The organism is Parabacteroides sp. KHUB-02 (assembly GCF_056640955.1).
This window is the reverse complement of sequence record NZ_JBWQEV010000001.1, coordinates 4,014,677-4,040,028: the sequence shown is the minus strand read 5'-3', so window position 1 is coordinate 4,040,028 and position 25,352 is coordinate 4,014,677. Positions and strand designations below refer to the sequence as shown.

The following is a 25,352-nucleotide window of genomic DNA, read 5'->3' as shown; positions in this document are numbered from 1 at the left end:
TCGATTACATCAGAATAATCCGATGCGTCAATAAAGTCGATATCTTGTCCTTTAAGACCTTCCCATTAATCGGTTTCGCCGTATAGGCATCAAATCCACTTTTAATAATCCGCTGCTCATCTTGGGCGAAAGCGTAAGCCGTCACCGCAATTATAGGTACGTTGGAAGAAACCTTACGAATCTCTGCGGTAGCCTCGTATCCATCCATGACCGGCATCTTTATATCCATCAAGATCAACTGCGGTTTGTGCTGATGAAATAGCTCCACAGCCTCCTTTCCATTCCATGCATGAATCAATTTATATTCAGGCTTCAATATAGACTCAAACAGGCGATAATTACTGGAATTGTCCTCAGCGATCAAGATCGTAACCTCACTTCGGGCGATCTTCTCCAAAGTAACAGGCTTCTGCTCTTCACTAGGAAATAATTCTTTCTTCGGCTGAAAAGGCAATGTAAACCAGAACTTAGAGCCTTTCCCTTCCATAGAATCAACCCCGATCGTTCCTTTCATCTGGGTAACAATCATCTCACAGATGCTTAAACCCAGTCCTGTTCCTTGAGCGAAAGTATTCAGTTTTACAAAACGTCCGAAAATATCTTTCCGCTTATTCTCCGGGATTCCGCAGCCGGTATCCTCTACATAGAACCACAACGTATTATCATCCTTCAACTTATAGCCAAATAAGATCGATCCTGCCTGCGTAAATTTCATGGCATTGTTCAACAGATTGATCATCAGTTGAGACAGACGATTTCGATCCGTATAAATCACGCAAGGCTCCAGATAATCCTTAAATAAGATCTGTACATCCGGATTCTTATTCTTCAAATGAGCCGATTGCTCCAAATCCCTCAATACAGCGTTAATATCCACATAGTCATAAGTAAACTCCAAGGTACCCGCCTCAATCTTTGACAAATCCAAGATATCGTTTATCAACTGCAACAATAGGGAATTATTATTCTCGATAATATCAGCGAATTCCTTCTTATCCTCAAGGTCATCGGTCGAGGCAAGGATATTAGAGAAACCTACTATCGCATTTAACGGTGTACGTATCTCATGGCTCATATTTGCTAAAAACGCTGATTTCAATTTATTCGACTCTTCCGCCTTATCCCTAGCCATTCGAAGGTCATGTTCCAATTGCTTACGCTCGGTAATAGATATCGTAGACCCGATCAACGCTTTCGGTTTACCGGAAGCATCATATTCGACCATTACCTGTATCTCCTCCCACTCATGGCGATCTTCTCCCGGAATCAACCGCTCCAGACAATATTCTTTTCGTACTTTCTTTATTTTCCCATTACACAAATCATCGAAAGCCTTTTCCACGCAAGCCCTGAAAGACGGGTGTATCTTGCTGAAATATTCCTTCAACGAAACCTCATGGGTATGCACCTCCGCTGTCTCTATATTATCTCCCGGATGTACTTTCGACTCATAGATAATCTTCCCTTCAGCCAGATTATATCGCCACGGTAAAAGATCTGCCGCCTCTAACGCCATAGCCAGCTTATGATTCATGGCTTTCAAATGCGTCTGGAATTTATGGATATCCGTAATATCAATAAAAAACGCGTCAACTACATTCTCTTCCGAGGTAGGCATGATGATAATCGTATAGTAAAGCCCTGTCGGCTCAAAATAATACTCATAAGTGAAGGATTTTCCACTCTCTAAAACCGTAGGCACTGCCGATAGGAGCAAAGGATAACTCCCGCCAATCAAATTTGCGATCTCTTTTCCACGCTTATTTACCACAAAATCTTTAGGAGCGATTTTCTCCTCGAAAGCATGGTTCACATCTAAAACCTGCACATCGATTTGCGTACCTTCCCGAATCAGTCGCTGCCGTATATAAGGTAATGGCATATTATTAAATAAATCACGGTAACGGGACAATAACCTCAACTCTACTTCCTTCATCTTTTGCTTAGAACGATACACGTAATGCCACGCTAAAAACACTACTACCAGAAAGAATATCAGAAAGCCTAACAGTTGCATCCAATATTTTTCCAAGAAAGAGGGAGGTGCATTCAAGTAGATCGCATCACGCGGGAAATTATCTTCATTAGATATCACACTTATCAACGAAGCATAATTCAAATATTTATGAGGATCATTTACCGTCGAAACCGGAATCTTGCCCATATCTTCACCGTTATAAACTTGTTGTAGCAAGGGGATTAGAGCAGTCTCAATCGTTTTAGCGCTATTATAATATCCACCAATCGTATATCCTTCTTCCACGCCCATATCATATAAAGAAAAAACAGGATGCCTAGAAATGCCGTTTATACCTTGATACAAAGTACTATATAATAACGAGTGATTCAAGAAAGGTTTCTCGGTAATCCACGAGTAATACATCACGGCCGTCGCTCGATGTGGGTCTTTCTCCGACAGAACCGCCATTAAACTATCCATGGAGCAAGAACCCTCCGTATAAAAATCCACTTTCCCCTCAGGGAAAGAAGTTTCCATATGTTTCTCCATCTCATCCCGGAGCCATGTGGAAACATAACGTCTGTCGGATATGAAAATCAGACGTCTCAAACCCGGGATTAATTCCTTAACCAAGTCGATCGAACCTTTAACATAATAAGGGATAACCAAGCCCGTAGCGTTATACCCCTTAACCGCCTCTTGTAAAGGGATCACCCTATCAGAGGAATGCCGCTGATTAAAATAACATTCATCTTCTGCCATTTCACCCGTTTCCGAACAGACCAGAGTGGGAATATCCCCCCATTTCTCCCGGATCTTATCCCGCATAAAAGCCCATCCATTTACGCCTAAGTAGATAATTCCATCCGGCTTCTTCTTATTAACTTCAAAGAAGGCCTCTTGCTTCTCTTTTAATTTCTCTGGCTTATCAACCAACATCACGCTCATATGATCTATCCGGAGGGTGTACTCCTCCGGGGTAGCGAACTTCGAGATCATGTTTAATAAATTGCCAGACCAGCGTTCGCCATCCACATATGAATTTATTACCAATACATACGATTCATCCTTGACCGGATATGAAAAACTCCCATAAGCCGGAGTCGGCATACCGGCTATCAAGCATAAAATCAATCCAAAATAAAGTATTATTGCCTTTAAATTTATAATATTTCGTATCATTCCCTACATTCCTCTATTGCAGTTGTAAAGACAAAGATATTCCTTAATTATCAACTAATCTTATCAAACTAGTTTTTTTATCAAGTTTTGGTGTCAAATTCACGTTTCTTACAAACTAAAGGCTTTTTTAATCGGGATTATTCGGTTATTTACCGATACTCGTATAGAAATCAGCGGTATTTACTTGTGTATAGAATGACGAACCCGTACATTTGATAAAAAACAAAAAAATGGAACTTATGGATATGAAAGATTATGACATCGATTTTAAAGAGAAGAGGACAAACGGGTATCTGATCGCTACCTTATTTATCATTGTCGGTATATTATTTTTACTGCGGAATCTAGGAATGATAGATCCATCCTTATTTGACTTGCTTGTATCTTGGCCGATGCTGCTTGTCGTGTCGGGCATCTTTATGATTTTCCACCGTAATCCGGTAGGAGGTATGCTCCTCGTGGGCGTGGGAGTCTATTTCCTTTTCCCGCAGTTAAATTGGATCACGAACGATTTCTTACGTGTATATTGGCCGTTAGGATTAATCCTGTTAGGATTGGTCATCATGCTGAAGCGGAAAGATTCTATCCGCACGAAAAAGCATAAACGTCCCTTTAACCATCCCCCTTTCGGGCACCGAAAGCCTAACGATGAGATCAACTACGAGACAGATAACGGTTTCGTATCGGTTGACACCACTTTCAACTCGGTAAGGCACATCGTACTGGACCCCGTATTCAAGGGGGCGGACATAGACGTATCTTTCGGCAACGTGATCCTCGATCTTAAAAAAACAACATTAGAGGCTGATGAAACCATCATAAACATAGATAGCTCCTTCAGCGGCGTAGTAATATATGTCCCTAAAGGATGGCTGGTTCGTCTAAAGGTTGGTTCTTTCTTGGCTGGATGCCAAGATATGAGGGAACTGACAGAAGCAACCGACATGACGCACACGTTGTATATATGTGGAGACTTGTCGTTCAGCGGCCTTGAACTAAGAGACTAAACTCATCATGCAAGAACATCCTATTACAACATCCATATTACATAAAGGGCTGGGAAGCCTATTATTATTTTTAGCCATAGCGATCCAATGCGCATTATTAACTCTTTATGGCGATCTTCCGTTGAGCATCACTTTGGTCGATAGCTTACTTTCCATCGCATTGTTCGCCGTAGCGGGATATTATCTTTGGTATGTACAATGTACGTTACATATCATGCAAGCACGAGTGGCTTTCGCCGTACTCGTACAAATCGCTTGCATAGCCGGATGCTCGATCTTGCTACAAATATTCGGATTGGAAGATTGGGAGGAATTCTCGATCACGATTCCTTTTCGATTCCTGTTCGGCCTAATGGCATGGATCATTCTATCCCAATGGTATGCCAGTCGGGAAAGAAAGAGTGAGGCGGAACCTATCGTGAGACAAATGGAGGAAAAGACGGCACCTCCTCCGGCTACCGTTCCGGAGGAGATTCTAGATCGTATATCCGTAAAAGACGGGACACGTATTCATATCATCCCGATAAAAGAGATATTCTATTTGCAAGCATGTGGCGACTATGTGACCTTATTCACCACTTCCGGTCAGCACGTAAAGGAGCAAACCATGAAGTATTTCGAGCGAAGCCTTCCTTCTCCGGAGTTCGTTCGTATACATCGCTCTTATATCGTTAATACGGAACAGATATTGCGAGTAGAACTATTCGGAAAAGAAACCTATCAAGTACGATTAAAGGATGGAACCTATCTTCGTGCCAGTAGCGCTGGCTATAAGCTACTCAAAGAACGTCTTTCCCTTTAGCAGTCCTATAAAAGGGACCTAATCATCGTTAAAATTAGAAGATTTTGATTGTAATATATAGAGTTTTGTGCTGTGTAACACTTTTTGGCAAGCATCGATATGTTACTTAACATATATTAGTCACTAAAGACTTGACAAATGGTCTTGACGAACGTATCTTTGCATTGTGGTTTTTTCATAATAGTATTAGATTTAAGGTTAACAAAGTTTGGTTAGGGCTTGTCGTGAGACAGGCTTTAATTGTTTATAGGGGTTTGCTTCCCTAGATTTACATATAACTATAAAAAAACGGCCACCCCTAAAAAGAGGCGGCCGTAATTATTCTTAATGAAAGAACCTACTCTTTGACAATCCTTGTAACTTCCAAATCAAAGATCAAAGTCGTATAAGGCTTTATTATGACACTTCCCGAAGCACTCCTTCCAGCCGAACCGTATCCCATCTGTTGAGGAATCCAAATCTCCCAACGATCTCCTGGGTGCATATTCTGTAACGCTGTAGCAAAACCATCTACCATATCAGAGACAGTAAGCTCGGCAGGGGCACCTGCCTCAAACGATTTATCATCAAAAACCGTTCCATCAATAAACGTCCCTTTATAATAACATTCCACCTTGCTCGTATAATAAATCGGCTCCTTACTCTCCCCAGTCTTCAAGACCTTATAAAGAATAAATCCGGCATTACTTTGAGAACTCAATTGCTCGAAACCCGGAACCAGCATCTGGGCTTGAAAAGCCTCCTCATTCTGGACCTTCCAAACCTCATCCACCTCTAGTGCCTCATCATCATCCCCACAAGAGGTGATCATGAGCACGCAAAACAACATCAACGCGATATGCCAGTACTTCTTCATTCGTTTACTCTATTACCTTTTTCAATAAATTCTTCATGCTCACCTTCTCCGTGATAATATCGTGAAGCTTATCGATGCTTACGCGCTCTTGCTCCATCGTGTCACGGAAACGGATCGTTACGCAATTATCCTTCAAGGTGTCATGGTCTACCGTAATACAATACGGGGTACCGATCGCATCTTGACGGCGATAACGCTTACCAATAGAATCCTTCTCGTCGTATTGGCAACGGAAGTCGAAACGCAACATATTTATAATCTCCTCAGCTTTCTCGGGCAGGCCATCTTTCTTCACCAATGGCAATACGGCCAATTTGATCGGAGCCAAGGCTGCGGGCAACTTCAATACCACACGGCTCTCGCCATTCGCCAACGTCTCCTCGCAGTAAGAACCCGCCATGATGCTCAAGAACACACGGTCTACACCGATCGAGGTCTCGATTACATACGGCGTATAGCTCTGGTTCAATTCCGGATCGAAATACTGTATCTTCTTGCCGGAGAATTTCTCATGCTGGCTTAAGTCGAAGTTCGTACGGCTGTGAATACCTTCCACTTCCTTAAATCCGAACGGCATCTCGAACTCGATATCCGTAGCCGCGTTAGCGTAGTGAGCCAATTTCTCATGATCGTGATAGCGATACTTCTCATCGCCCAAACCTAGGGCTTGATGCCATTTCAAGCGAGTAGACTTCCATTTCTTGAACCACTCGATCTCCTCACCCGGACGAACGAAGAATTGCATCTCCATTTGCTCGAACTCACGCATACGGAAGATAAACTGACGAGCCACGATCTCATTACGGAACGCCTTACCGATCTGGGCGATACCGAACGGGATCTTCATACGGCCAGTCTTCTGCACATTCAAGAAGTTCACGAAAATACCTTGGGCCGTCTCCGGACGAAGATAAATCTTAGTCGCTCCATCAGCGGTAGAACCCATATCCGTAGAGAACATCAAGTTAAACTGGCGAACCTCCGTCCAGTTACGAGTTCCGGAAATCGGGCAAACGATCTCGCAATCCAAGATCAATTGGCGAAGATCCTCGAAGTTAGACTCGTTCATCGCCTTGCTATAACGCTCATGGATCTCATTCCATTTCGCTTGATGCTCCAATACACGAGGATTCGTCTCACGGAATTTAGCCTCATCGAAAGCGTCACCGAATTTCTTTGCGGCTTTCGCCACTTCCTTATTCATTTTCTCCTCGATCTTGCCCAAATGGTCTTCGATCAAAACGTCCGCACGGTAACGTTTCTTCGAGTCCTTGTTATCGATCAACGGATCATTAAAAGCGTCAACATGGCCGGAAGCTTTCCAGATAGTAGGGTGCATAAAAATAGCGGAATCAATACCCACCACATTCTCATGCAGCAAAGTCATGCTATCCCACCAATATTTCTTTATATTGTTCTTTAACTCAACACCATACTGGCCATAATCGTATACCGCTCCCAAACCGTCATAAATCTCTGAGGAGGGAAATACGAAACCATACTCCTTACAGTGTGAAACTAATTTCTTAAATACATCTTCTTGTGCCATAATCTAATAATTTGCCAATTTTGTTAATATGCCAATGTGCCAATGATAAGTCCATCGGAGACCCGCCTGAGTGGCACATTAGCACATGGTCTCCTTTATGAGGTTACAAAGTAAATGATTTTTTCCGTAACTATAGAAAGTTTTGTATATTTACGACGTAAATCATTAGTGTTTGCGCAAACAGTATAATTTAAACAAGATAATACCATGAAATCAGAAGAAATCTCACGCCGCTCGTTCCTTAAGCGAGCGCTAGCCTTATCGGCAGTATCGGCCATCCCGTCGTTCTGGACACCCGCCCACGGACGTGTTCTACCTACTTCCCCGCTAATCAGCGCTAATGACCGGGTAAATATAGCGTTCATCGGCATCGGGCAACGAGGGGGCGAGATCGCCAAGGAATTGTATAACACAGGTCTGTGTAACGTGGTAGCTCTCTGCGACGTGGACATGGGAGCCCCTCACACGCAAGAGATTATCAACATGTTCCCGAAAGCGGCCCGTTTTCAGGACTTCCGCACGATGTTCGACCGGATGGCGGACAAGATCGATGCCGTAAGCGTAGGCGTGCCGGATCATTCCCACTTCCCGATCACGATCGAGGCGATGGCGCACGGCAAACATGTATATGTAGAGAAACCGATGGCCCGCACGTTCCAAGAAATAGAGATCATGATGCGTGGAGCGAAGAAATACGGCGTTGTCACCCAAATGGGTAACCAAGGACATTCCGAGGCGAACTATTTCCAATTCAAGGCATGGAAAGAGGCCGGTATTATCAAGGATGTTACCGCCATTACCGCCCATATGAATAATCCGCGTCGCTGGCACGGATGGAACCCGAATATTAGGCATATGCCTATGGGAGAACCGGTTCCCGAGACGATGGATTGGGACACATGGATCGGCGTAGCTCAATATCATGATTACAACCATGACTACCATTTGGGACAATGGCGTTGTTGGTACGACTTCGGAATGGGTGTCTTAGGAGACTGGGGAGCGCATATTTTGGATACGGCACATGAATTCCTAGATTTAGGATTGCCTACAGAAATAAATCCGCTTTATTTGAAAGACCATAACCCGTTCTTCTTCCCGATGTCGTCCACCCTTCTGTTTAAATTCCCGGAAAGAGGGAATATGCCAGCCGTGGATATCACTTGGTACGATGGACTGGACAATATCCCCTCTGTCCCGGAAGGTTACGGTGTTTCCGAACTCGACCCGAATATCCCGACCGTAGCCGGCGGCAAGATACAACCGGCGAAGTTGAACCCGGGCAAGGAAATCTATTCGAAAGAATTAACCTTCAAGGGTGGTTCTCATGGAAGTACCTTATCTATCATCCCGGATGAGAAAGCGAAAGAGATGGAATCCCGCTTACCGGAAGTGCCGAAAAGCCCGTCTAACCATTTCGCGAACTTCCTGCTAAGTTGTATGGGTAAGGAGGAAACCCGTTCACCGTTCTCTATCGCAGGCCCATTAAGTCAGGTATTCTGTCTCGGCGTATTAAGCCAGCGCTTGAACCGCAAGCTCGTCTTCGATCGTGACACGAAACAGATCACGAACGATCCGGAAGCGAATAAGATGCTGTGTGGTTTACCGCCTCGCAAAGGATGGGAACAATATTATACCATTTAATTGTAAAATGGAGAATTGAAAGTCATTTGTTTATCGCTTTGACTTTCAATTCTCCCATATAATTTACAAGCCCATTTGCTACAACATCTACAACTATCCCTGCAATCATCTGGTCTTAGGATACTTAATCCATGGTGGTAGATAAAAAACATCTACAATTATCTAGCTCTATCTACCACTATTTACCGCTATTTACCACTTTTCCATCACCTAACACAACGATCCTCTACACTCACATATAGCATTATCCGATCTCCTTTCAACACGGATAAAATATTAACATCTAGTCATTTATAGTTTTTTTGTCTTATGCTGATATAGGTAGACACATTCAATAACAATAAAATGTGTAATTATTATGCGCAAAAAACATGAGCATTACAGCGAAGAAGAGAAATTGCATCTTCTTCATTCTTATTATCAATCCGGCATGAGCAAAACCAGTTTTTGCAAACAACATGGTATTAGTGGGATAACTTTGTTAAATAAATGGCTGGCGAAGTATGAATCAGTGGTAAAAGAGGTATCTTTGGCTCCGTGTCAAGCCCCTACGGATATGAGCGATCGAAGCAAAGAGGATTACCATGATGAAAACGCGCGACTCAAGAAGCGTGTTAAGGAGTTGGAGAAGGCCCTTGCCTTCTCCCGGTTGGAAACCGAGGCCCGTGATTTAATGATCACGCGTGCGGAAGAGTATTTTAACATTCCCATCAGAAAAAAACCTGGGGCCAAATAGTAACGGAACTGGTCAGGCTTCGCAAGATGAAAGTAGCGCCAGCCTGCCGTCTGTTTGGCCATTGTCGTCAAGCCTATTACCAGTCCAAGGCTGACATAGGGAGCCATGTGAAGAATGAACGTCTCATGCTGGATACCGTACGTGAGATACGTGGCGAGGATCCCGGTATCGGTGGTTACAAGCTGTGGATCATGCTCACCGCCCTCTTCGGAGAGAGGTTCATGCCCGGTCGCGACAGCTTCTACACGCTGCTTCGTCGACACCGCCTGATGCTTCCTCCGCGCAAAGCCAGGGGCACAACCAATTCCAACCATCGTTACCATAAGTGGAAGAACTTGATAAAGGGCTTTGTCCCAACCTCTCCCAATCAACTGTGGGTTAGCGATATTACCTATATACCGCTTGCCGGCGGAGACGTCTGTTACCTGCATCTGGTCACGGATGCTTATTCCCATAAGATAGTGGGATGGGTACTGGCTGATAGCTTGCGTGCCTCAGCCACGCTTGAGGCGTTGCGGCAGGCCATAGACCAGGCCGTTGAGATGACAGGGAGTGAAAATCTGGAGGGCCTGATACACCACTCTGACCGTGGCGTGCAGTATTGTTGCGACGCGTACGTGGAGCGCCTTCGGCGGCATGGCATTGCCATCAGCATGACGGAAGACTACAAGCCCACGGACAATGCCGTGGCGGAACGTATCAATGGGATAATTAAAGTGGAACGCCTCTATAGGCAAGGGCTGTTCGAGACCATCGAGCGTGCCGCGAGCGTGATAGAGCGCTACATCTACTTCTACAACTACCGCCGACCGCACATGAGTGTCGGTTATAAAACCCCGGGCATAGTGCACGGGGAGAAGGAAACGCAAATAAAAATGTGGCGGAATAAAAGAAAACCCGTGAAAAGTAACGAGAAAGAGATGGATACGATAGCTTTGCAAAGCCGAACAACTAATCTCTCAGAAGGGCTCTGTTCGGCCCAGAGGTAATGTGTCTATGTTATCAGTATGAAGTTAAAAGAAGTGACTACTATATCAGTATTACTTTATAACTACTGTCTACTGATTACGTTTATAAACAAAAAAAGTGTCTAGATAAATCAGGAAAAGACATTTAGCCTAAAAAACAAAAGTTTTTCCATATGAAAACAAAAGTTTAATAAGCGGAAAACTTTTGTTTCTCTATAGGGAAACTAAAGTTTCCTCAGTATGAAACTTTTGTTACCTCTAAGAGAAACCCACTTTTGCTTTTAATCCCGACGCTACGCTCTGCATTTTTTGTTATATTTATGGCAAATATAGAAAACCATAAGAACTAAAAGAATTTTCAAATTACCGGAGAAAAAGTACAAGGAGTGAGAACAACTACGGAAGGGGTCTTATTGTATAAGGGTATTTCATGAAGACCGGAAATCCGAACGAACAAGGATTGGACGAATAGGCACCCTATACGAAGGAAAAAACATTCGTGATGACATTCCATATCGAATAAAGTCATCACGAACGCCTTCAAATATACTCATAGGACTCCGAGAAACTCGACTGGGAGCTAGAAGAAGCCAATTCTTCAGAGACTAATTGAAGCAGATTGCCATTCTGATCATAGGACTTCGTGATCCGACGAAGCTCTATGGATTCTTTTTCTGTCGGAAGGTCGGCATAAACCATGATCTCCATGTTCAATCCGTTCTCATTGCGATACTCGCTATATCGGAGAACCTCGGACGTTTCGGGATCACGAATCGTTTCTTTTGTCAACAACCCTGTCTCATCGTACTCATAGTCCGTATAAGTAAGCTTCCGGCCGAGTTCGTCGTACTCAACTTTCCGTTCCAGAAGATTATTCTTATAAGAAAAGACTGTCACCTTGCTCTTGCCAATAACCGGATATTCAGTAATCTCCTTTATTTTCCGACCTTGCTCATCATACTTATAATGAAGCGTAGACAAATTATGATACGTCTGATCTAGGTTTCTGTTGAAGTAAACTTCTTTAGACAAAAAACCCCACTCGTCATAAACATATTCAACGTAGCCAATCAAGTATCCTTCTCCATCCTCCGTATTCAATGGATGTAATACCTTGGAGATACGTCCCGACTCATCGTACACATATTCCTTCGCTAGACTCTGAGGAGAGGAAATACCCGCACCGTACCAAACTCGCGCCAATCTAGCTCCCTCCGGATAAACAACACTAGGACAAATCACCGGCTTAGCCTCATCTTGAAATGAGTCCTCGCTACACCCCAGAGTGCCCAGCAAGACAAAAAGCAGGATGATCCCACCTATCGGATTGATGATTCTCATAATATCTTATTTATTTAAGTTTCTATAAGTTATAGATGATCAAACAATCTCAAAAGCTGCATATCTATTAAAAAAAGACACCGAATATTCGTCAGATTCGTATCCTATGAGTGATTTGCCGTTAAAGCTTGAACTTATACCCAACCGTCAGACTCATCGTATTGTAATTGGCACCGACACTTCTTACCTCATACAGAGAGAAATTATCGCCATCGATCTTATAGTTACCGCCCTCATCACCTAGAGAGAGATCATACCCCAGATTCATCACCCAGTTATTCACCTCTATACCAAAAGAAGTTGTCAATCCCCAATCAAAAGAATTCACGTCTCGAAATGGATGATCGGCGTTTTCAGCCTCATCATATCCCGAATGGCCATAACCATAACTATACCCTAGGCCAGTAGATTTGACATATTTACCAAGCGCCTGCGGCTCCTTCGAATACCCCATCGTAAACGAAGATCCCCAATTCGTATCATTCTTGACAGATACACCGGCATACATACCGACCGCTAAATGCATACGTACCTCTTTCGACACTTTCCATGAGAAATCAGCCATCACGGGCAATTGCAAAAAATGTTGCGTGATACCACCGGTCATCATCTCTTTCAAGACATACGTGGCAGACTCCGTCGTTCTCGGATAATCTCCCAACGAATACCCTCTATTCGCATAATATAAACCGGATTTCAATCCAATCCATCCCGGTTCAAACTGGTAAGATACACCAACGCCTACCTTAACCCCCGCACGCCAGCTAGAGCCCATTCCAACACGATTAACCGCGGCAAATCCACCCTCCGGAGTAATCCCCCAGCGTGATTGAGCGCTCACCATCAAGCCACTCAAAGCGCATAACACAAATAAAATCAGCTTCTTCATATCATATTCTTTTATATGTAAATATCAATTGTTATTGATAAGACAAAAGATTCTGAAAAACCCCTACCACCTAAATATTTATTTTATAAAATCTCTTTATTTAACGCAAACTCACTCTCGTAAAAGCCTCATTCTTATAAAAACTGCCGAATATTTGCTATATTTACACCCTGTTAGCAATTTGGCGTAATAGCGTTGTGTAGAAAGAACTGGATTTTATGAGACCGGAAGATAAAGAAGACGATTATATCGAGGATAAGGAAAACGAGGAAATTGAGGATATAAATAGTGATACCCAAGATAACGAGACTACGGAGGAAGAGGCGAATACCCATTCCGACTATAAAGTCCCGGGGAAAGGGGATACACGTGTCACGACCTATCATTTGTCTGGGATGTACCAAAACTGGTTCCTAGACTACGCTTCTTATGTGATCTTGGAACGGGCCGTTCCGCATATCAACGATGGACTGAAACCCGTACAACGACGTATCCTGCACTCCATGAGAAGGTTGGATGACGGGCGGTATAACAAGGTCGCGAATATCGTAGGTCATACGATGCAGTTCCACCCTCACGGAGATGCCTCTATCGGAGATGCCTTGGTGCAATTGGGACAAAAAGATCTGTTGATCGATTGCCAAGGAAACTGGGGTAATATCCTGACGGGAGACGGAGCCGCCGCTCCTCGTTATATAGAGGCTCGCCTTTCCAAGTTTGCCTTGGAGACCGTATTCAATCCCAAGACAACCCTTTGGCAGCTTTCTTACGACGGGCGTAATAAGGAACCGGTTACCTTACCGGTAAAATTCCCTTTATTGCTGGCACAGGGCGTGGAAGGTATCGCCGTAGGCCTGTCTTCCAAGATACTCCCTCATAATTTCAATGAGTTATTAGATGCTTCCATCGCCTATCTACGGGGAGAGGAATTCGCGTTATATCCGGATTTCCAGACAGGAGGCTCTATCGACATAGCCAAATATAATGATGGAGAACGGGGTGGATCGGTGAAAGTCCGTGCAAAAATCGGCAAGCTCGATAATAAGACATTGGTGATCTCGGAGATCCCGTATGGAAAAACAACCTCTACCGTGATCGAGTCCATCCTAAAAGCGAACGATAAAGGAAAGATCAAGATCAAGAAGGTAGACGATAATACCGCCAAGGATGTAGAGATCTTGGTGCATCTCGCTCCGGGGGTCTCTTCAGACAAGACCATCGATGCTTTATACGCCTTTACGGATTGTGAGATCAGTATCTCCCCGAACTGTTGCGTGATCAAGGAGGACAAGCCGCATTTCCTTACGGTCAGCGATGTGCTTCGCCACTCTACGGATCGTACGCTGGAGCTTTTACGGGAAGAGCTCAAGATCCAGAAACAAGAGCAAGAGGAGGCCCTGTTCTTCGCCTCCCTTGAAAAGATATTTATCGAGGAACGTATTTATAAAGATCCGGAATTCGAGAACGCCAAGAACATGGACGAGGCGATATCCCATATCGACCTTCGTTTAGAGCCGTTCAAGCCCCGATTTATCCGTGAGGTTACCCGGGACGATATACTGAAACTCATGGAGATCAAGATGGGACGTATCTTAAAGTTCAACTCCGACAAGAGTAACGAGTTCATTGCCCAGACCTTGGAACAAATCGCCAAGATCAACGATAAGCTGGAACATATCGTCGACTATACCATCGATTGGTTTACCATGCTGAAAGAGAAATACGGCAAGGCTTACCCTCGCCATACCGTGATACGCAATTTCGACACGATCGAGGCGACCAAGGTCGTAGAGGCGAACGAGAAATTGTATATCAACCGTCAAGAAGGTTTCATCGGCATGGGACTGAAAAAGGACGAGTTCATATGTAACTGCTCGGATATAGACGATGTCATTATCTTCTATCGCAACGGTACTTATAAGATCGTCAAGGTAGCGGATAAGATCTTTATCGGTAAGGATATTCTATATGTCAACGTATTTAAGCGTAACGACAACCGGACGATTTACAACGTCATATACCGGGACGGTAAGTTCGGATATAATTACATCAAACGCTTCGCCGTCACAGGCGCTACACGCGATCGGGAATACGACCTGACCAAAGGTACGGAAAACTCCCGTGTCCTTTACTTCAGCGCAAACCCGAACGGAGAGGCGGAGACCGTCAAGGTAATCCTGAAACCCAAACCCCGGCAGAAACTACTCGTCTTCGAAAAGAACTTCAGCGAGATAGCCATTAAGGGACGGGGTTCTCAAGGTAATATCCTGACGAAAGCGGAAGTGCACAAGATCAGCCTCAAGCAGAAAGGCTCTTCCACCTTGGGAGGCCGGGAAGTATGGTTCGACTGGGACGTACTCCGGTTAAATTACGATGGGCGGGGAGAAGAGCTAGGCGAGTTCCATAGCAACGATCAGATATTGGTGATCCTGCCGAACGGCGATTTCTACGTCACGAATTTTGACCTTAGCAATCACTACGAGTCCAATATCATGGTCATCGAGAAATACCAGCCGAGCAAGATATGGACTGCCGTATTATACGATGCGGATCAGAAATATTATTATATCAAACGATTCCTGCTGGAGGTAAACACCCGGAAGCAGAATTTCCTAGGAGAGAATCCGAAGAACCGCTTGATGTTGCTTACGGATGAGGTCTATCCTCGTATCGAGGTGATCTTCGGAGGCCATGACGCCTTCCGGGAGGCTCTCGTCCTCGATGCCGACGAATTTATCGCGGTGAAAGGCTTCAAAGCCAAAGGTAAACGAATCTCTACATTTGAGGTCGAGACAATCAATGAGCTGGAACCGAATCGCTTCGTCCCTTCCGAAAACGCATCGGAATCAGACGATACCGAAGGCAATGAGGAGGGAAACGACACTGACGACGGGCAGAGTACCACGGATATTATCGATGAAATTACGGGACAGATGAAATTGTTTGACGAATAACCTATGAAAGCTATCACCTGTTTGATTGGTTTGTTCCTGCTGTTTCTCGCGTCATTGGCCAAGGCCCAGTCCGATGGAGACGAGATCCCTTGGTCTATCAACAGCGGGACCATGGTCGGTATAGGAAGCTACAACCTAATGGACACCTATTTATCTCCCAGCATGGAAGATAAGAAATATACAGGCCCCGGATTACGGGTAATGAATGAACGGATGAAGAGGGTCCAGCTGGCAAACTATCGGGTATCCAGACAGCAAATCATAAGCGTCGATCTGGCTAGCACGGATAATGCTGCCTCTACCGCTACGGATTTCGCGGGCTTTATCGATTATACGTTGGGTTACCATTATCATTTGCCCACGGTATTGCCGGATTTAAAGCTTCTGGCGGGTGGTGCCGTGCATGGCATGGGTGGTTTTATATACAATACCCGCAACGGAAATAACCCGGCCTCGGCGAAAGCGGATATCGATTTGAACATCTCCGCCATGGCGATCTATAAGTTACGCGTCAAAGAATATCCCATGACGCTACGCTACCAGTTCACGATCCCCTTCGCCGGTGTTTTATTCTCCCCCCATTACGGGCAATCGTATTACGAGATCTTCAACCTAGGGAATGCCTCGGGAGTGGTGCAATTCAATTCCTTCCATAATAAATTAGCCATGAAGAACTTTTTCACGGTAGATTTCCCGGTTTGTAATTTTACGATACGGGCAGGTTACCTAAACAGCTCTTACCGTACAGATGTCAATGGGATACAGTCTCATATAATCTCTCACTCTTTTATGATCGGCCTCGTGAAAGAATTCATCTCTTTCGGAGGAAAACGCCTAAAGAATACCCAGCGGTTCAGAAGCGCTTATTATTAAAAGGAAATCAAATGAAACGATACCTTATATATATATGTATATCTCTCGGATTCCTGTTTACCGGATGTGAGAAATCGGACGAATACGTGGCCTCCCCACAGGAGAACTTTGAGGCGCTTTGGAAAATATTGGATGAGAATTACTGCTTCTTCGAATACAAGGACATTGATTGGAACGAGGTTCACGACCGTTATAAGACGCAGATAAGCGATACGATGAACCAATACGTCCTATTTGACGTATTAGGCGATATGCTAAACGAGCTGAAAGACGGGCATACCAATTTGATATCCACCTTCAATATGTCCCGCTATTGGGATTGGTACCTCGATTATCCGGATAATTTCGACTCAGACGTACAAGAGAATTATCTCGGAAGGAACTACTCGATCGCCGGAGGGCTTAAATACACGACATTGAGTGACGGTCAGATCGGGTATATTTATTACGGTAGCTTTTCCAGTTCGGCCGGCGAAAGCGGTTTGGATCACATATTCTATCAATTCAAGGATTGCAAAGGTTTGATCTTCGATATCCGGGATAATGGCGGTGGCATGTTATCAAACGCCGATCGCATCGCTTCTCGTTTCTTGGAGGAAAAGATACTGACCGGCTATATCCAACATAAGACGGGTAAAGGGCACGATGACTTTTCCGAACCTTATCCCCTTTATCTCTCACCTTCCGAGCGTATCCGCTGGTTACGCCCTGTCGTGGTCTTAACGAATCGTCATTGCTACAGCGCCGCCAACGATTTCGTGCAGAAAGTACGCATGATGCCTTATGTAACGACGATGGGAGATCGCACCGGAGGCGGTAGTGGCTTCCCCTTCAACTCCGAGTTGCCCAACGGCTGGGGTGTCCGTTTCTCTGCGTCTCCCATGCTAGATGTAAACAAACAGCATACGGAATTCGGTATCGATCCTACATATAAGGTTTCTATGACCCAAGAAGATATCGAGAAAGGTAAAGATACGATTATCGAGGCGGCGATCACCCACCTCTTGTCCGAGACCGAGAAGAAATAAGGTTTCGCTAAAAAAACAACGCAAATATTTGCAAGTTTATAAAAAAGCATTACCTTTGCACACGATTCCAATGCGGCTGTGGTGTAATTGGTAGCCACGTCAGACTTAGGATCTGATGCTTCACGGCGTGGGGGTTCGAGTCCCTTCAGCCGCACAAATCCAGAAATCCTTGTAAGTTCGCTTACAAGGATTTTTTAGTATGGATAAACCTCCTCCATATATACAAGCACTGTGCAGATCAAGGATTACAAACAACATCCAAATTGTTAATTTTAGAAGATTTTGTGCCTATTCCGTATAGTTTCAAATTCAAAAACATTTTTTATACCGGGCAGGCATGTTGTTTAACACAAGTTATACTCAAAACCCTTGACAAAGGGGCTTTACAAGCTTATCTTTGCATTGTGGTTTTTTCATAATAGTATTAGATTTAAGGTTAACAAAGTTTGGTTAGGGCTTGTCGTGAGACAGGCTTTAATTATTTATAGGGGTTTCATTCGTTTATAGATGCTTCCCGGCATCGATTTTATCTTTCCATCCAATTCCAACTCAAAGAGCAGAGAAGATAATTGATGTACCGGAAGATTCAAGGCTACGGACAATTCATTGATATGAGATTCCTTTCGCATTTCCAAGAACGACAAGATCCGTTCACTCTCCTCGTTCTCCGGAAACAATAATTGGGTTTGGACCGGTAACGCGTCTGTCTTTTGAGCGACATCCCAACGCATCGCCATGATTAAATCGTCAGCGCAAGTGATCAAGCCTCCTTTATTCTGCCGGATTAAGCCATTACATCCCTTAGAGTTGATATCCGTTACCCGACCCGGAAAGGCATAGACATCCCGGCCATACGAGAAAGCGATATCCGCCGTGATCAAAGAGCCTCCTTTCTCCGCCGATTCAATAACGATCGTGGTATCCGCCAAACCGGCTACGATCCGGTTTCGCCGGATAAAATTCTGCCGATCCGGATTCGTCCCGCTAGGAAAGTCGGTCAATAAACCTCCCCGCTCCAACATCTCGACCGCCGTAGAGCGATGCACGGGAGGATAGATACGATCCAAACCATGCGCCAATACGCCCACCGTGGGCAATTGGTTCTTCAGCGCATTCCGATGAGCGCAAATATCGATGCCATACGCAAGTCCGCTAACGACCAATAGATCCGGGAAACTCACGGACAAATCCCGCAATAAACGCTCGGTCACTTCCTGCCCATAAGCGGAGGCCCTACGAGTACCCACAACGCTGATGATATGGGCGGCGTTTAAATCTGCGTTCCCCTTGAAATAAAATAAAACCGGAGCGTCCGGGCATTCCCGCAGACGTTCCGGATAATTCATATCTTTCAAGAAATAGATAGAGATACCGTTCTTTTGGGCAAAAGCCAATTCTTTCTCTGCCCGTAAGAGCACATCCGCCCGCTTAATCTCGGCGATAATCGAATCGCCGATACCCGGTATCTTCTCTAGCGACTGGCGCTTTTCCGTAAACACGGCCTCCGCATCCCCCAACGCTTCCAGAAGATGGCGGGCTAGGATATCTCCCACCCCATTAATCATAGTAAGGCCAATTTGGTAAATCTGTTTGTCTGTCATTTATGCTTGTTTTGATTCTATTCGCTTTAGCATCTCATCGAAATATTCTCCTCTGGTTAATTTGCCATTCTCTACGACAACGGATTCCACGACTCCTTTAGTAGCCAGCGCCCCATCGGATTCCCGGTAAATATCTTGCTCGAACACCAGTTTCACCCCTTTCTTATATACATTCAGGCAAGAAGTATACCGATCGCCGCTCCGCAAGGAGTTCTTGAACTGGATATCCACACGGGCCACAAAAGCATCGATGCCCTTCTCATGCATGGCGCCGAAGTTCTCACCCAACGACTCCAGAAACTCATGCCGGGTATGCTCCATATAATGTTGGTAATTGGAGTTATTCACCACGCCTTGCAAATCGCACTCATAATCGCGAACCTTGTCTGTCAGTTTAAAAATATATTCCTTCATTATCGTAGTTCTTTTTCGATTTGTACTTTCTCCATTTTATAAAGACGATCGGACGGGCGGATCTTCTCGGACATCTTTATCGAGAAGCGTTCCCCTTTCACGGTCTCCTCCACCGGTTTCAGGTCTACCCGGATCTCATCGACGGTCTGCATAACGGCTCCGGTCGTGGGACCTGTTACCAAGATCTCATCGCCTACTCTCAAGGAACCGGACTCCATCTCAAACTCGGCGACACCGATTCCGCTGAAGTATTTGATACCCCGTGCCACGTACACTTTCTTACGGGTAGCACCGGAGCCATATTTACTGCTCCATTCACCCAATCGTTGTCCCAGATAGTAGCCATCCCAGAAACCGCGATTAAAGACCCTGCGCAGACGCTCGTCCCAAACCGCTACCTTCTCCTCATCGAAGGTACCTTCGCAATAGGCCTTGACCGCCTCTTTATAACATTCGGTCACGAGACGCACATACTCCGGCCCGCGGGCACGCCCCTCCAGCTTGAACACACGTACGCCGGCATCCATCATCTTATTCATGAAATGAATCGTCTTCAAGTCCTTTGGCGACATGATATACTGATTCTCCACATCCAGCTCGATCTGGCTATCCTTATCATGCACCGTATAGGCACGACGACAAATTTGCATGCAAGCCCCCCGGTTGGCGGAAGCGTTCATCTCATGCAAACTCAAATAGCATTTACCGGACACGGCCATGCACAAAGCCCCGTGAGCGAACATCTCTATGCGGATCAATTCCCCTTTCGGGCCTTTGATCTGCTGCTTCACGATCTCCTGATAAATCTCATGCACCTGCTTTAAGTTCAATTCGCGAGCCAATACGACCACATCGGCGAAGCGGGCGTAAAACTTCAACGCCTCCACGTTCGAGATATTCAATTGCGTGGATAAGTGCACCTCTTGCCCGATGCTATTCGCGTAATTCATAGCGGCCACATCGGCGGCGATAATGGCGGAGACACCCGCATCCTTAGCGGCGTCTATGATCTCCCTCATCAACGGAAGATCCTCACCATAAATAACCGTATTAACCGTGAGATAACTCTTGATACCATGTTCCCCGCAAATAGCGACGATCTTACGCAAATCCTCCGTCGTGAAATTATTCGACGAGCGAGAACGCATATTCAATCCTTCGATACCGAAATAAATGGAGTCGGCCCCTCCTTGTATAGCAGCCATCAACGATTCATAGGAACCGACAGGCGCCATTATTTCAAAATCCTTCTCTTTCAAGGTTATATATTTTAATATTACGGTAGCAAAGGTACGAATAATATTTGAGAAGATTTCTTATAAGCACAAACCCTCCATCCCATCATGAAAGAATAGTTCCAGTTGGAGAAGCACAAGATCCTAAATAAAGCGGGGCAATCCGAGCTCTATCAATATATCATAAATGATCCGGATTATTAAAAACGCCTGTTCCATCCACCGATCATCTTACGAGATGTAAAAATTATTCCCCAAAAAGAAGTACTTTTGTAATCTCTATTTAGTTAGCAAACAGAAGGTATGAAGATTGGTTCAATAGATTTAGGGGAGCGTCCGGTATTCTTGGCGCCTATGGAGGACGTGACGGATATCTCGTTTCGTTTGATGTGCAAACGCTTCGGGGCGGACATGGTATATACGGAGTTCGTATCAAGCGACGCGTTGATCCGCAGTGTGAACAAAACACAGCAAAAACTAAATGTCTCCGATGATGAGCGTCCGGTCGCTATCCAGATTTACGGTAAGGACGTAGCCTCGATGGTAGAGGCCGCACGTATTTGCGAGGAAGCTCGTCCGGATATTTTAGATATAAACTTTGGTTGCCCCGTAAAGAAAGTAGCGGGCAAGGGAGCCGGGGCCGGCATGCTACGCAATATCCCGTTGATGCTGGAAATCACGAGAGAAGTGGTGAAAGCCGTGAACATCCCCGTCACCGTGAAAACCCGTTTGGGATGGGATGCCGACAACCGCGTTATCGTGGATCTGGCCGAGCAACTACAGGATTGCGGTATCGCCGCCCTCTCCATCCACGGACGTACACGGGCGCAAATGTACACGGGCGAGGCGGATTGGACCTTGATCGGTGCCGTAAAAAATAACCCTCGCATGCAAATCCCTATCATCGGGAATGGCGACGTGACTTCCGCCGAGATATGCAAACAGCGTTTCGAGGACTATGGCGTAGACGCCGTAATGATCGGTAGGGCTAGCATAGGCCGCCCTTGGATCTTCCGGGAGGTAAAACACTATCTTACGACCGGGGAATTATTGCCGCAAGAGCCTTTCTCTTGGTATCTGGATATCCTAAAAAAACAAGTGGAGCAAAGCGTGGAACGATTGGACGAACGTAGGGGAATCTTACATATTCGTCGTCATCTGGCAGCTACTCCGCTCTTCAAAGGTATTACCGATTTCAAGCAAACACGGATCGCCATGCTACGTGCGGAGACTGTTAACGAATTATTCGAAATTATGAATAATATTCCTAAAAAGTACGGAATTCTAGAATAACAAGCTTGATATATATCAAATTGAAACCTATTTGCGATATTTTTACAATAAAATGTTACAAATACTATTGACGCATATTATAAAACCCCTTATATTTGCATCGAGTTTTTTTCATAGTATTTTAGATCTAAGGTTAACAAGTCTTTGCAAGGGGGGAATCGTGAGATTGTTTCATTGAGGAGCAAAAAAAGCCGCATCCATATTGGGACTAGCGGCTTTTTTGTTTTTCCGGACTCTATATCCTAAATCAAGAAACTTATCGTATCTTTGTCAATAGGTCACATTAAATACTTGGCACTATGAACCAGACTATTTATCCCATCGGTATACAGAACTTCGAGAAGATTCGTAAGGACGGCTATCTCTACGTCGACAAGACCGCTTTGGTTTATCAATTGGCGAATACCGGAAGTTACTACTTCCTCAGCCGTCCCCGACGCTTCGGGAAAAGCCTGTTACTCTCTACTCTGGAAGCCTATTTCCAAGGGAAGAAAGAGCTATTCGAAGGATTGGCGATCGCGAATCTGGAGAAAGAGTGGATGGAGTATCCCATCCTGCATCTGGATTTGAATGCCGAGAAATACTCAGACGCAGGCGCCTTGGAAAGCATACTACGGCGTTTCTTGAATCTTTGGGAAGACCGGTGGGGGAAGGATGACAGGGAGACCACACCTTCCGATCGTTTCACCGGTGTGATACGCCGAGCTTATGAGAAAACAGGACGAAGAGTTGTCGTGCTGGTAGACGAGTACGACAAGCCTTTACTCCAAGCCCTAGAGAACGCAGAGCTTCAAGAGGCATATCGTGCGATATTAAAGGCGTTCTACGGTGTGTTGAAAACCATGGACGGATATATCCGGCTGGCATTTCTAACTGGTGTCACGAAGTTCGGGAAAGTGAGCGTATTCAGCGACCTAAATAACTTGGACGATATATCTATGCGAGAGCCATACGCCGCGATTTGCGGGATTACGGAAGCAGAGTTACTAACTTATTTCGACGGAGATATCCATAAACTGGCCTCCTCCCTCGAACTGACCTATGATGAAACACGCTCCTTGCTGAAAAAGCGTTACGACGGCTATCATTTCGTAGCCAACGTACCGGGTATCTATAACCCTTTCAGCCTGCTGAATACCTTTAAATATATGCGGCCTGAGGATTATTGGTTCGAGACCGGAACACCTTCTTATTTAGTAGAGTTACTCAAGCACACCCATTACGACCTCTATGAGCTGGCAAATACCGAAACCGATGCCGATGTGCTGAATAGTATCGACTCAACCTCTAGCAATCCTGTCCCTGTCATTTACCAAAGCGGCTACCTTACGATCAAGGATTATGATTCTCGCTTTGGTATCTATAAACTAGGATTTCCCAATTTAGAGGTAGAAGAAGGCTTTGTCAAATACCTGCTTCCTTTCTACACCAGTGTTAGCGCCCCAAAGACTCCTTTCGAAATCGGGCGTTTTGTCCGGGAGGTGGAGAATGGTGATTACGACGCTTTCTTCCGTCGCTTGCAAAGCTTCTTCGCCGACACCCCTTACGAGGTGATCGCCGGCCAAAAGCCGGAACGAGACACGGAGTTGCATTACCAAAATGTACTTTTCATTGTCTTCCGACTGATCGGGCTTTACGCCAAGGTGGAATACCACACCTCAAACGGTCGTATCGACCTCGTCGTACAGACCGATCGTTACATATACATCATGGAGTTTAAGTTGAATGGCTCCGCGGAAGATGCCCTGCGGCAAATCGACGAGAAACGATACGCCCTGCCTTTCGCCAACGATGGACGCAAGGTTTTCAAGATCGGTGTAAACTTTTCTTCCGAGACACGAAACATTGAGCGGTGGGTGGTGGAATAAAAAAGCCTATGTTTTCGCACACACGCTATACATTATTCGAAATAAACCCTTACATTTGCGAAAAACATAATACTATACCACCATGAGTAAGAAAGTCATAACTTTCGGAGAGATCATGCTTAGGCTGGCTACTCCGGACTATTTACGCTTTTGCCAAGCCAATCAGTTCAACGCTACTTTTGGCGGAGGGGAAGCGAATGTCGCTGCCTCACTCGCCAACTATGGCATAGAGACTGAGTTTGTAACCCGTTTACCCAAAAATGACATCGCCCGTGCCTGCGTTATGGAATTACGCAAACAGGGTATCGGAACTTCCAAGATCATTTACGGAGGGGAACGGTTAGGCATTTATTTTCTGGAGACCGGAGCGGTCGCTCGTGCCAGCAAGGTGGTATATGATCGGGTTCATTCTTCCATCGCCGAGATCCAACCGGGGATGATCGATTGGGACGAGGTATTCAAGGATGCCTCTTGGTTTCACTGGACAGGTATCACGCCAGCCATATCCGAAGGTGCCGCCAACGTATGCTTGGAAGCGATACAGGCGGCAAACCGATTGGGCATCACGGTATCCTGCGACCTCAACTACCGGAAAAATCTCTGGAAATACGGTAAGACAGCCCATGAGGTCATGCCGGAACTAGTAGCCGGATGCGATATCATTCTAGGAAACGAGGAAGATGCCGAGAAGGTTTTCGGTATCAAGCCCGAAGGTTTCGACGCCGCCGCCACGGAAGGTGAGGTACACGCCGTCTCTTTCCAGTCGGTATGTACCCAATTAATGGCTCACTTCCCACGTGCCCGGAAAGTTATCATCACGCTAAGAGGCTCCATCAATGCCAATCATAACACATGGGGCGGAGTGCTATACGCCGACAACCGATTGTACGAATCCCGCCGGTACGACATCACCCATATCGTCGATCGTGTAGGTGGAGGCGATTCTTTTATGGGAGGCCTTATTTACGGTTTGCTCTCCTACCCCGGTGACGACCAGAAAGCCTTGGACTTCGCAGTAGCGGCTTCTTGCCTAAAGCACACAATTTACGGAGACTTCAACCAAGTAACCGTAGAGGAAGTAGAAAAACTCATGTCCGGCGACACCTCCGGCCGTGTCTCCCGCTAATTTTCAATTCTCAACTTTCAATTTTT

The 25,352-nt window shown here is 45.3% G+C and carries 19 protein-coding genes and 1 tRNA gene; 12 read left to right on the top strand and 8 right to left on the bottom strand.

What is annotated here, in order from left to right; translation table 11 throughout:
* Nucleotides 1-4 precede the first annotated feature (4 nt).
* On the bottom strand, nucleotides 5-3,142 hold the full coding sequence (locus ACYIA1_RS17250; RefSeq protein WP_480336081.1) for an ATP-binding protein: 3,138 nt from the start codon (nucleotides 3,140-3,142) through the stop codon (nucleotides 5-7).
* A gap of 239 nt (nucleotides 3,143-3,381) precedes the next feature.
* Between ACYIA1_RS17250 and ACYIA1_RS17245 the strand changes: the two genes are divergently transcribed.
* Nucleotides 3,382-4,149: a LiaI-LiaF-like domain-containing protein gene (locus ACYIA1_RS17245; RefSeq protein ID WP_480336079.1), complete on the top strand. Its 768-nt coding sequence runs from the start codon at nucleotides 3,382-3,384 to the stop codon at nucleotides 4,147-4,149.
* A gap of 7 nt (nucleotides 4,150-4,156) precedes the next feature.
* Nucleotides 4,157-4,951, top strand: coding sequence for a LytR/AlgR family response regulator transcription factor (locus ACYIA1_RS17240; RefSeq protein ID WP_349194544.1), 795 nt, complete (start codon nucleotides 4,157-4,159; stop codon nucleotides 4,949-4,951).
* Between the two features lie 337 nt (nucleotides 4,952-5,288).
* Here ACYIA1_RS17240 and bamJ read toward each other — a convergent pair whose 3' ends face one another.
* The gene (gene bamJ / locus ACYIA1_RS17235; protein ID WP_122268016.1) at nucleotides 5,289-5,807 is read right to left on the bottom strand and encodes a BamJ family beta-barrel-assembly machinery protein; all 519 of its coding nucleotides are present in this window, start codon (nucleotides 5,805-5,807) and stop codon (nucleotides 5,289-5,291) included.
* A gap of 4 nt (nucleotides 5,808-5,811) precedes the next feature.
* Nucleotides 5,812-7,356, bottom strand: a complete 1,545-nt coding sequence (locus ACYIA1_RS17230) for a glycine--tRNA ligase (protein ID WP_195400863.1) — start codon at nucleotides 7,354-7,356, stop codon at nucleotides 5,812-5,814.
* A gap of 207 nt (nucleotides 7,357-7,563) precedes the next feature.
* Here ACYIA1_RS17230 and ACYIA1_RS17225 point away from each other — a divergent pair, with 207 nt between their 5' ends.
* The 3 genes from ACYIA1_RS17225 (at nucleotide 7,564) to ACYIA1_RS17215 (ending at nucleotide 10,725) form a co-directional block, all read left to right on the top strand.
* The gene (locus tag ACYIA1_RS17225; RefSeq protein WP_480336076.1) at nucleotides 7,564-9,000 is read left to right on the top strand and encodes a Gfo/Idh/MocA family oxidoreductase; all 1,437 of its coding nucleotides are present in this window, start codon (nucleotides 7,564-7,566) and stop codon (nucleotides 8,998-9,000) included.
* Nucleotides 9,001-9,358: 358 nt separating this feature from the next.
* Nucleotides 9,359-9,736 (top strand): transposase, encoded by a 378-nt coding sequence (locus ACYIA1_RS17220; protein WP_005862367.1) that lies wholly within the window; start codon nucleotides 9,359-9,361, stop codon nucleotides 9,734-9,736.
* Nucleotides 9,737-9,762: 26 nt separating this feature from the next.
* Nucleotides 9,763-10,725, top strand: coding sequence for an IS3 family transposase (locus tag ACYIA1_RS17215; RefSeq protein ID WP_009018803.1), 963 nt, complete (start codon nucleotides 9,763-9,765; stop codon nucleotides 10,723-10,725).
* Nucleotides 10,726-11,244: 519 nt separating this feature from the next.
* On the opposite strand, the gene ACYIA1_RS17210 is transcribed toward ACYIA1_RS17215, so the two are convergent.
* Together ACYIA1_RS17210 and ACYIA1_RS17205 are read right to left on the bottom strand one after the other, a co-directional pair.
* Nucleotides 11,245-12,045: a hypothetical protein gene (locus tag ACYIA1_RS17210; RefSeq protein ID WP_229099729.1), complete on the bottom strand. Its 801-nt coding sequence runs from the start codon at nucleotides 12,043-12,045 to the stop codon at nucleotides 11,245-11,247.
* 121 nt (nucleotides 12,046-12,166) lie between these two features.
* Nucleotides 12,167-12,934 carry a porin family protein gene (locus tag ACYIA1_RS17205; protein WP_005859999.1) on the bottom strand — a complete coding sequence of 256 codons (768 nt, stop codon included), beginning with the start codon at nucleotides 12,932-12,934 and terminating at the stop codon, nucleotides 12,167-12,169.
* 218 nt (nucleotides 12,935-13,152) lie between these two features.
* Between ACYIA1_RS17205 and ACYIA1_RS17200 the strand changes: the two genes are divergently transcribed.
* The 4 genes from ACYIA1_RS17200 to ACYIA1_RS17185 all read left to right on the top strand — a co-directional run bounded on the left by ACYIA1_RS17200 (nucleotide 13,153) and on the right by ACYIA1_RS17185 (nucleotide 17,943).
* Complete coding sequence (locus ACYIA1_RS17200) at nucleotides 13,153-15,888, top strand: DNA gyrase/topoisomerase IV subunit A (protein WP_009016618.1); 2,736 nt, start codon at nucleotides 13,153-13,155, stop codon at nucleotides 15,886-15,888.
* Between the two features lie 3 nt (nucleotides 15,889-15,891).
* Nucleotides 15,892-16,761, top strand: a complete 870-nt coding sequence (locus tag ACYIA1_RS17195; RefSeq protein ID WP_480336073.1) for a DUF3316 domain-containing protein — start codon at nucleotides 15,892-15,894, stop codon at nucleotides 16,759-16,761.
* Nucleotides 16,762-16,772: 11 nt separating this feature from the next.
* Complete coding sequence (locus ACYIA1_RS17190; RefSeq protein WP_195474801.1) at nucleotides 16,773-17,789, top strand: S41 family peptidase; 1,017 nt, start codon at nucleotides 16,773-16,775, stop codon at nucleotides 17,787-17,789.
* A gap of 72 nt (nucleotides 17,790-17,861) precedes the next feature.
* Nucleotides 17,862-17,943, top strand: a tRNA-Leu gene (locus ACYIA1_RS17185).
* A gap of 328 nt (nucleotides 17,944-18,271) precedes the next feature.
* On the opposite strand, the gene dprA is transcribed toward ACYIA1_RS17185, so the two are convergent.
* The 3 genes from dprA to ACYIA1_RS17170 are packed head-to-tail and all read right to left on the bottom strand — an operon-like array spanning nucleotide 18,272 to nucleotide 21,063.
* The gene (gene dprA, locus ACYIA1_RS17180; protein ID WP_480336070.1) at nucleotides 18,272-19,390 is read right to left on the bottom strand and encodes a DNA-processing protein DprA; all 1,119 of its coding nucleotides are present in this window, start codon (nucleotides 19,388-19,390) and stop codon (nucleotides 18,272-18,274) included.
* Nucleotides 19,391-19,804, bottom strand: a complete 414-nt coding sequence (locus ACYIA1_RS17175) for an acyl-CoA thioesterase (protein ID WP_005860009.1) — start codon at nucleotides 19,802-19,804, stop codon at nucleotides 19,391-19,393. It abuts the gene before it with no gap.
* The gene (locus ACYIA1_RS17170; RefSeq protein ID WP_005863429.1) at nucleotides 19,804-21,063 is read right to left on the bottom strand and encodes a peptidase U32 family protein; all 1,260 of its coding nucleotides are present in this window, start codon (nucleotides 21,061-21,063) and stop codon (nucleotides 19,804-19,806) included. The genes ACYIA1_RS17175 and ACYIA1_RS17170 overlap by 1 nt, the downstream gene beginning before the upstream one ends.
* Before the next feature lie 279 nt (nucleotides 21,064-21,342).
* On the opposite strand from ACYIA1_RS17170, the gene dusB reads away from it, so the two are divergent.
* The 3 genes from dusB (at nucleotide 21,343) to ACYIA1_RS17155 (ending at nucleotide 25,326) form a co-directional block, all read left to right on the top strand.
* Complete coding sequence (gene dusB, locus ACYIA1_RS17165; RefSeq protein ID WP_044546651.1) at nucleotides 21,343-22,332, top strand: tRNA dihydrouridine synthase DusB; 990 nt, start codon at nucleotides 21,343-21,345, stop codon at nucleotides 22,330-22,332.
* A gap of 299 nt (nucleotides 22,333-22,631) precedes the next feature.
* Nucleotides 22,632-24,200, top strand: coding sequence for an ATP-binding protein (locus ACYIA1_RS17160; protein ID WP_022192377.1), 1,569 nt, complete (start codon nucleotides 22,632-22,634; stop codon nucleotides 24,198-24,200).
* An 82-nt stretch (nucleotides 24,201-24,282) separates the two neighbouring features.
* Nucleotides 24,283-25,326 carry a sugar kinase gene (locus ACYIA1_RS17155; protein ID WP_259010410.1) on the top strand — a complete coding sequence of 348 codons (1,044 nt, stop codon included), beginning with the start codon at nucleotides 24,283-24,285 and terminating at the stop codon, nucleotides 25,324-25,326.
* Nucleotides 25,327-25,352: the final 26 nt, after the last annotated feature.

Coding starts and splice junctions, on each gene's coding strand:
- dprA (WP_480336070.1), bottom strand. CDS start 19,390: ATGACAGACAAACAGATTTACCAAATTGGCCTTACTATGATTAATGGG.
- ACYIA1_RS17210 (WP_229099729.1), bottom strand. CDS start 12,045: ATGAGAATCATCAATCCGATAGGTGGGATCATCCTGCTTTTTGTCTTG.
- ACYIA1_RS17195 (WP_480336073.1), top strand. CDS start 15,892: ATGAAAGCTATCACCTGTTTGATTGGTTTGTTCCTGCTGTTTCTCGCG.
- ACYIA1_RS17155 (WP_259010410.1), top strand. CDS start 24,283: ATGAGTAAGAAAGTCATAACTTTCGGAGAGATCATGCTTAGGCTGGCT.
- ACYIA1_RS17240 (WP_349194544.1), top strand. CDS start 4,157: ATGCAAGAACATCCTATTACAACATCCATATTACATAAAGGGCTGGGA.
- ACYIA1_RS17230 (WP_195400863.1), bottom strand. CDS start 7,356: ATGGCACAAGAAGATGTATTTAAGAAATTAGTTTCACACTGTAAGGAG.
- ACYIA1_RS17215 (WP_009018803.1), top strand. CDS start 9,763: ATGAAAGTAGCGCCAGCCTGCCGTCTGTTTGGCCATTGTCGTCAAGCC.
- ACYIA1_RS17190 (WP_195474801.1), top strand. CDS start 16,773: ATGAAACGATACCTTATATATATATGTATATCTCTCGGATTCCTGTTT.
- ACYIA1_RS17205 (WP_005859999.1), bottom strand. CDS start 12,934: ATGAAGAAGCTGATTTTATTTGTGTTATGCGCTTTGAGTGGCTTGATG.
- ACYIA1_RS17250 (WP_480336081.1), bottom strand. CDS start 3,142: ATGATACGAAATATTATAAATTTAAAGGCAATAATACTTTATTTTGGA.
- ACYIA1_RS17160 (WP_022192377.1), top strand. CDS start 22,632: ATGAACCAGACTATTTATCCCATCGGTATACAGAACTTCGAGAAGATT.
- bamJ (WP_122268016.1), bottom strand. CDS start 5,807: ATGAAGAAGTACTGGCATATCGCGTTGATGTTGTTTTGCGTGCTCATG.
- ACYIA1_RS17245 (WP_480336079.1), top strand. CDS start 3,382: ATGGATATGAAAGATTATGACATCGATTTTAAAGAGAAGAGGACAAAC.
- dusB (WP_044546651.1), top strand. CDS start 21,343: ATGAAGATTGGTTCAATAGATTTAGGGGAGCGTCCGGTATTCTTGGCG.
- ACYIA1_RS17220 (WP_005862367.1), top strand. CDS start 9,359: ATGCGCAAAAAACATGAGCATTACAGCGAAGAAGAGAAATTGCATCTT.
- ACYIA1_RS17225 (WP_480336076.1), top strand. CDS start 7,564: ATGAAATCAGAAGAAATCTCACGCCGCTCGTTCCTTAAGCGAGCGCTA.
- ACYIA1_RS17200 (WP_009016618.1), top strand. CDS start 13,153: ATGAGACCGGAAGATAAAGAAGACGATTATATCGAGGATAAGGAAAAC.
- ACYIA1_RS17175 (WP_005860009.1), bottom strand. CDS start 19,804: ATGAAGGAATATATTTTTAAACTGACAGACAAGGTTCGCGATTATGAG.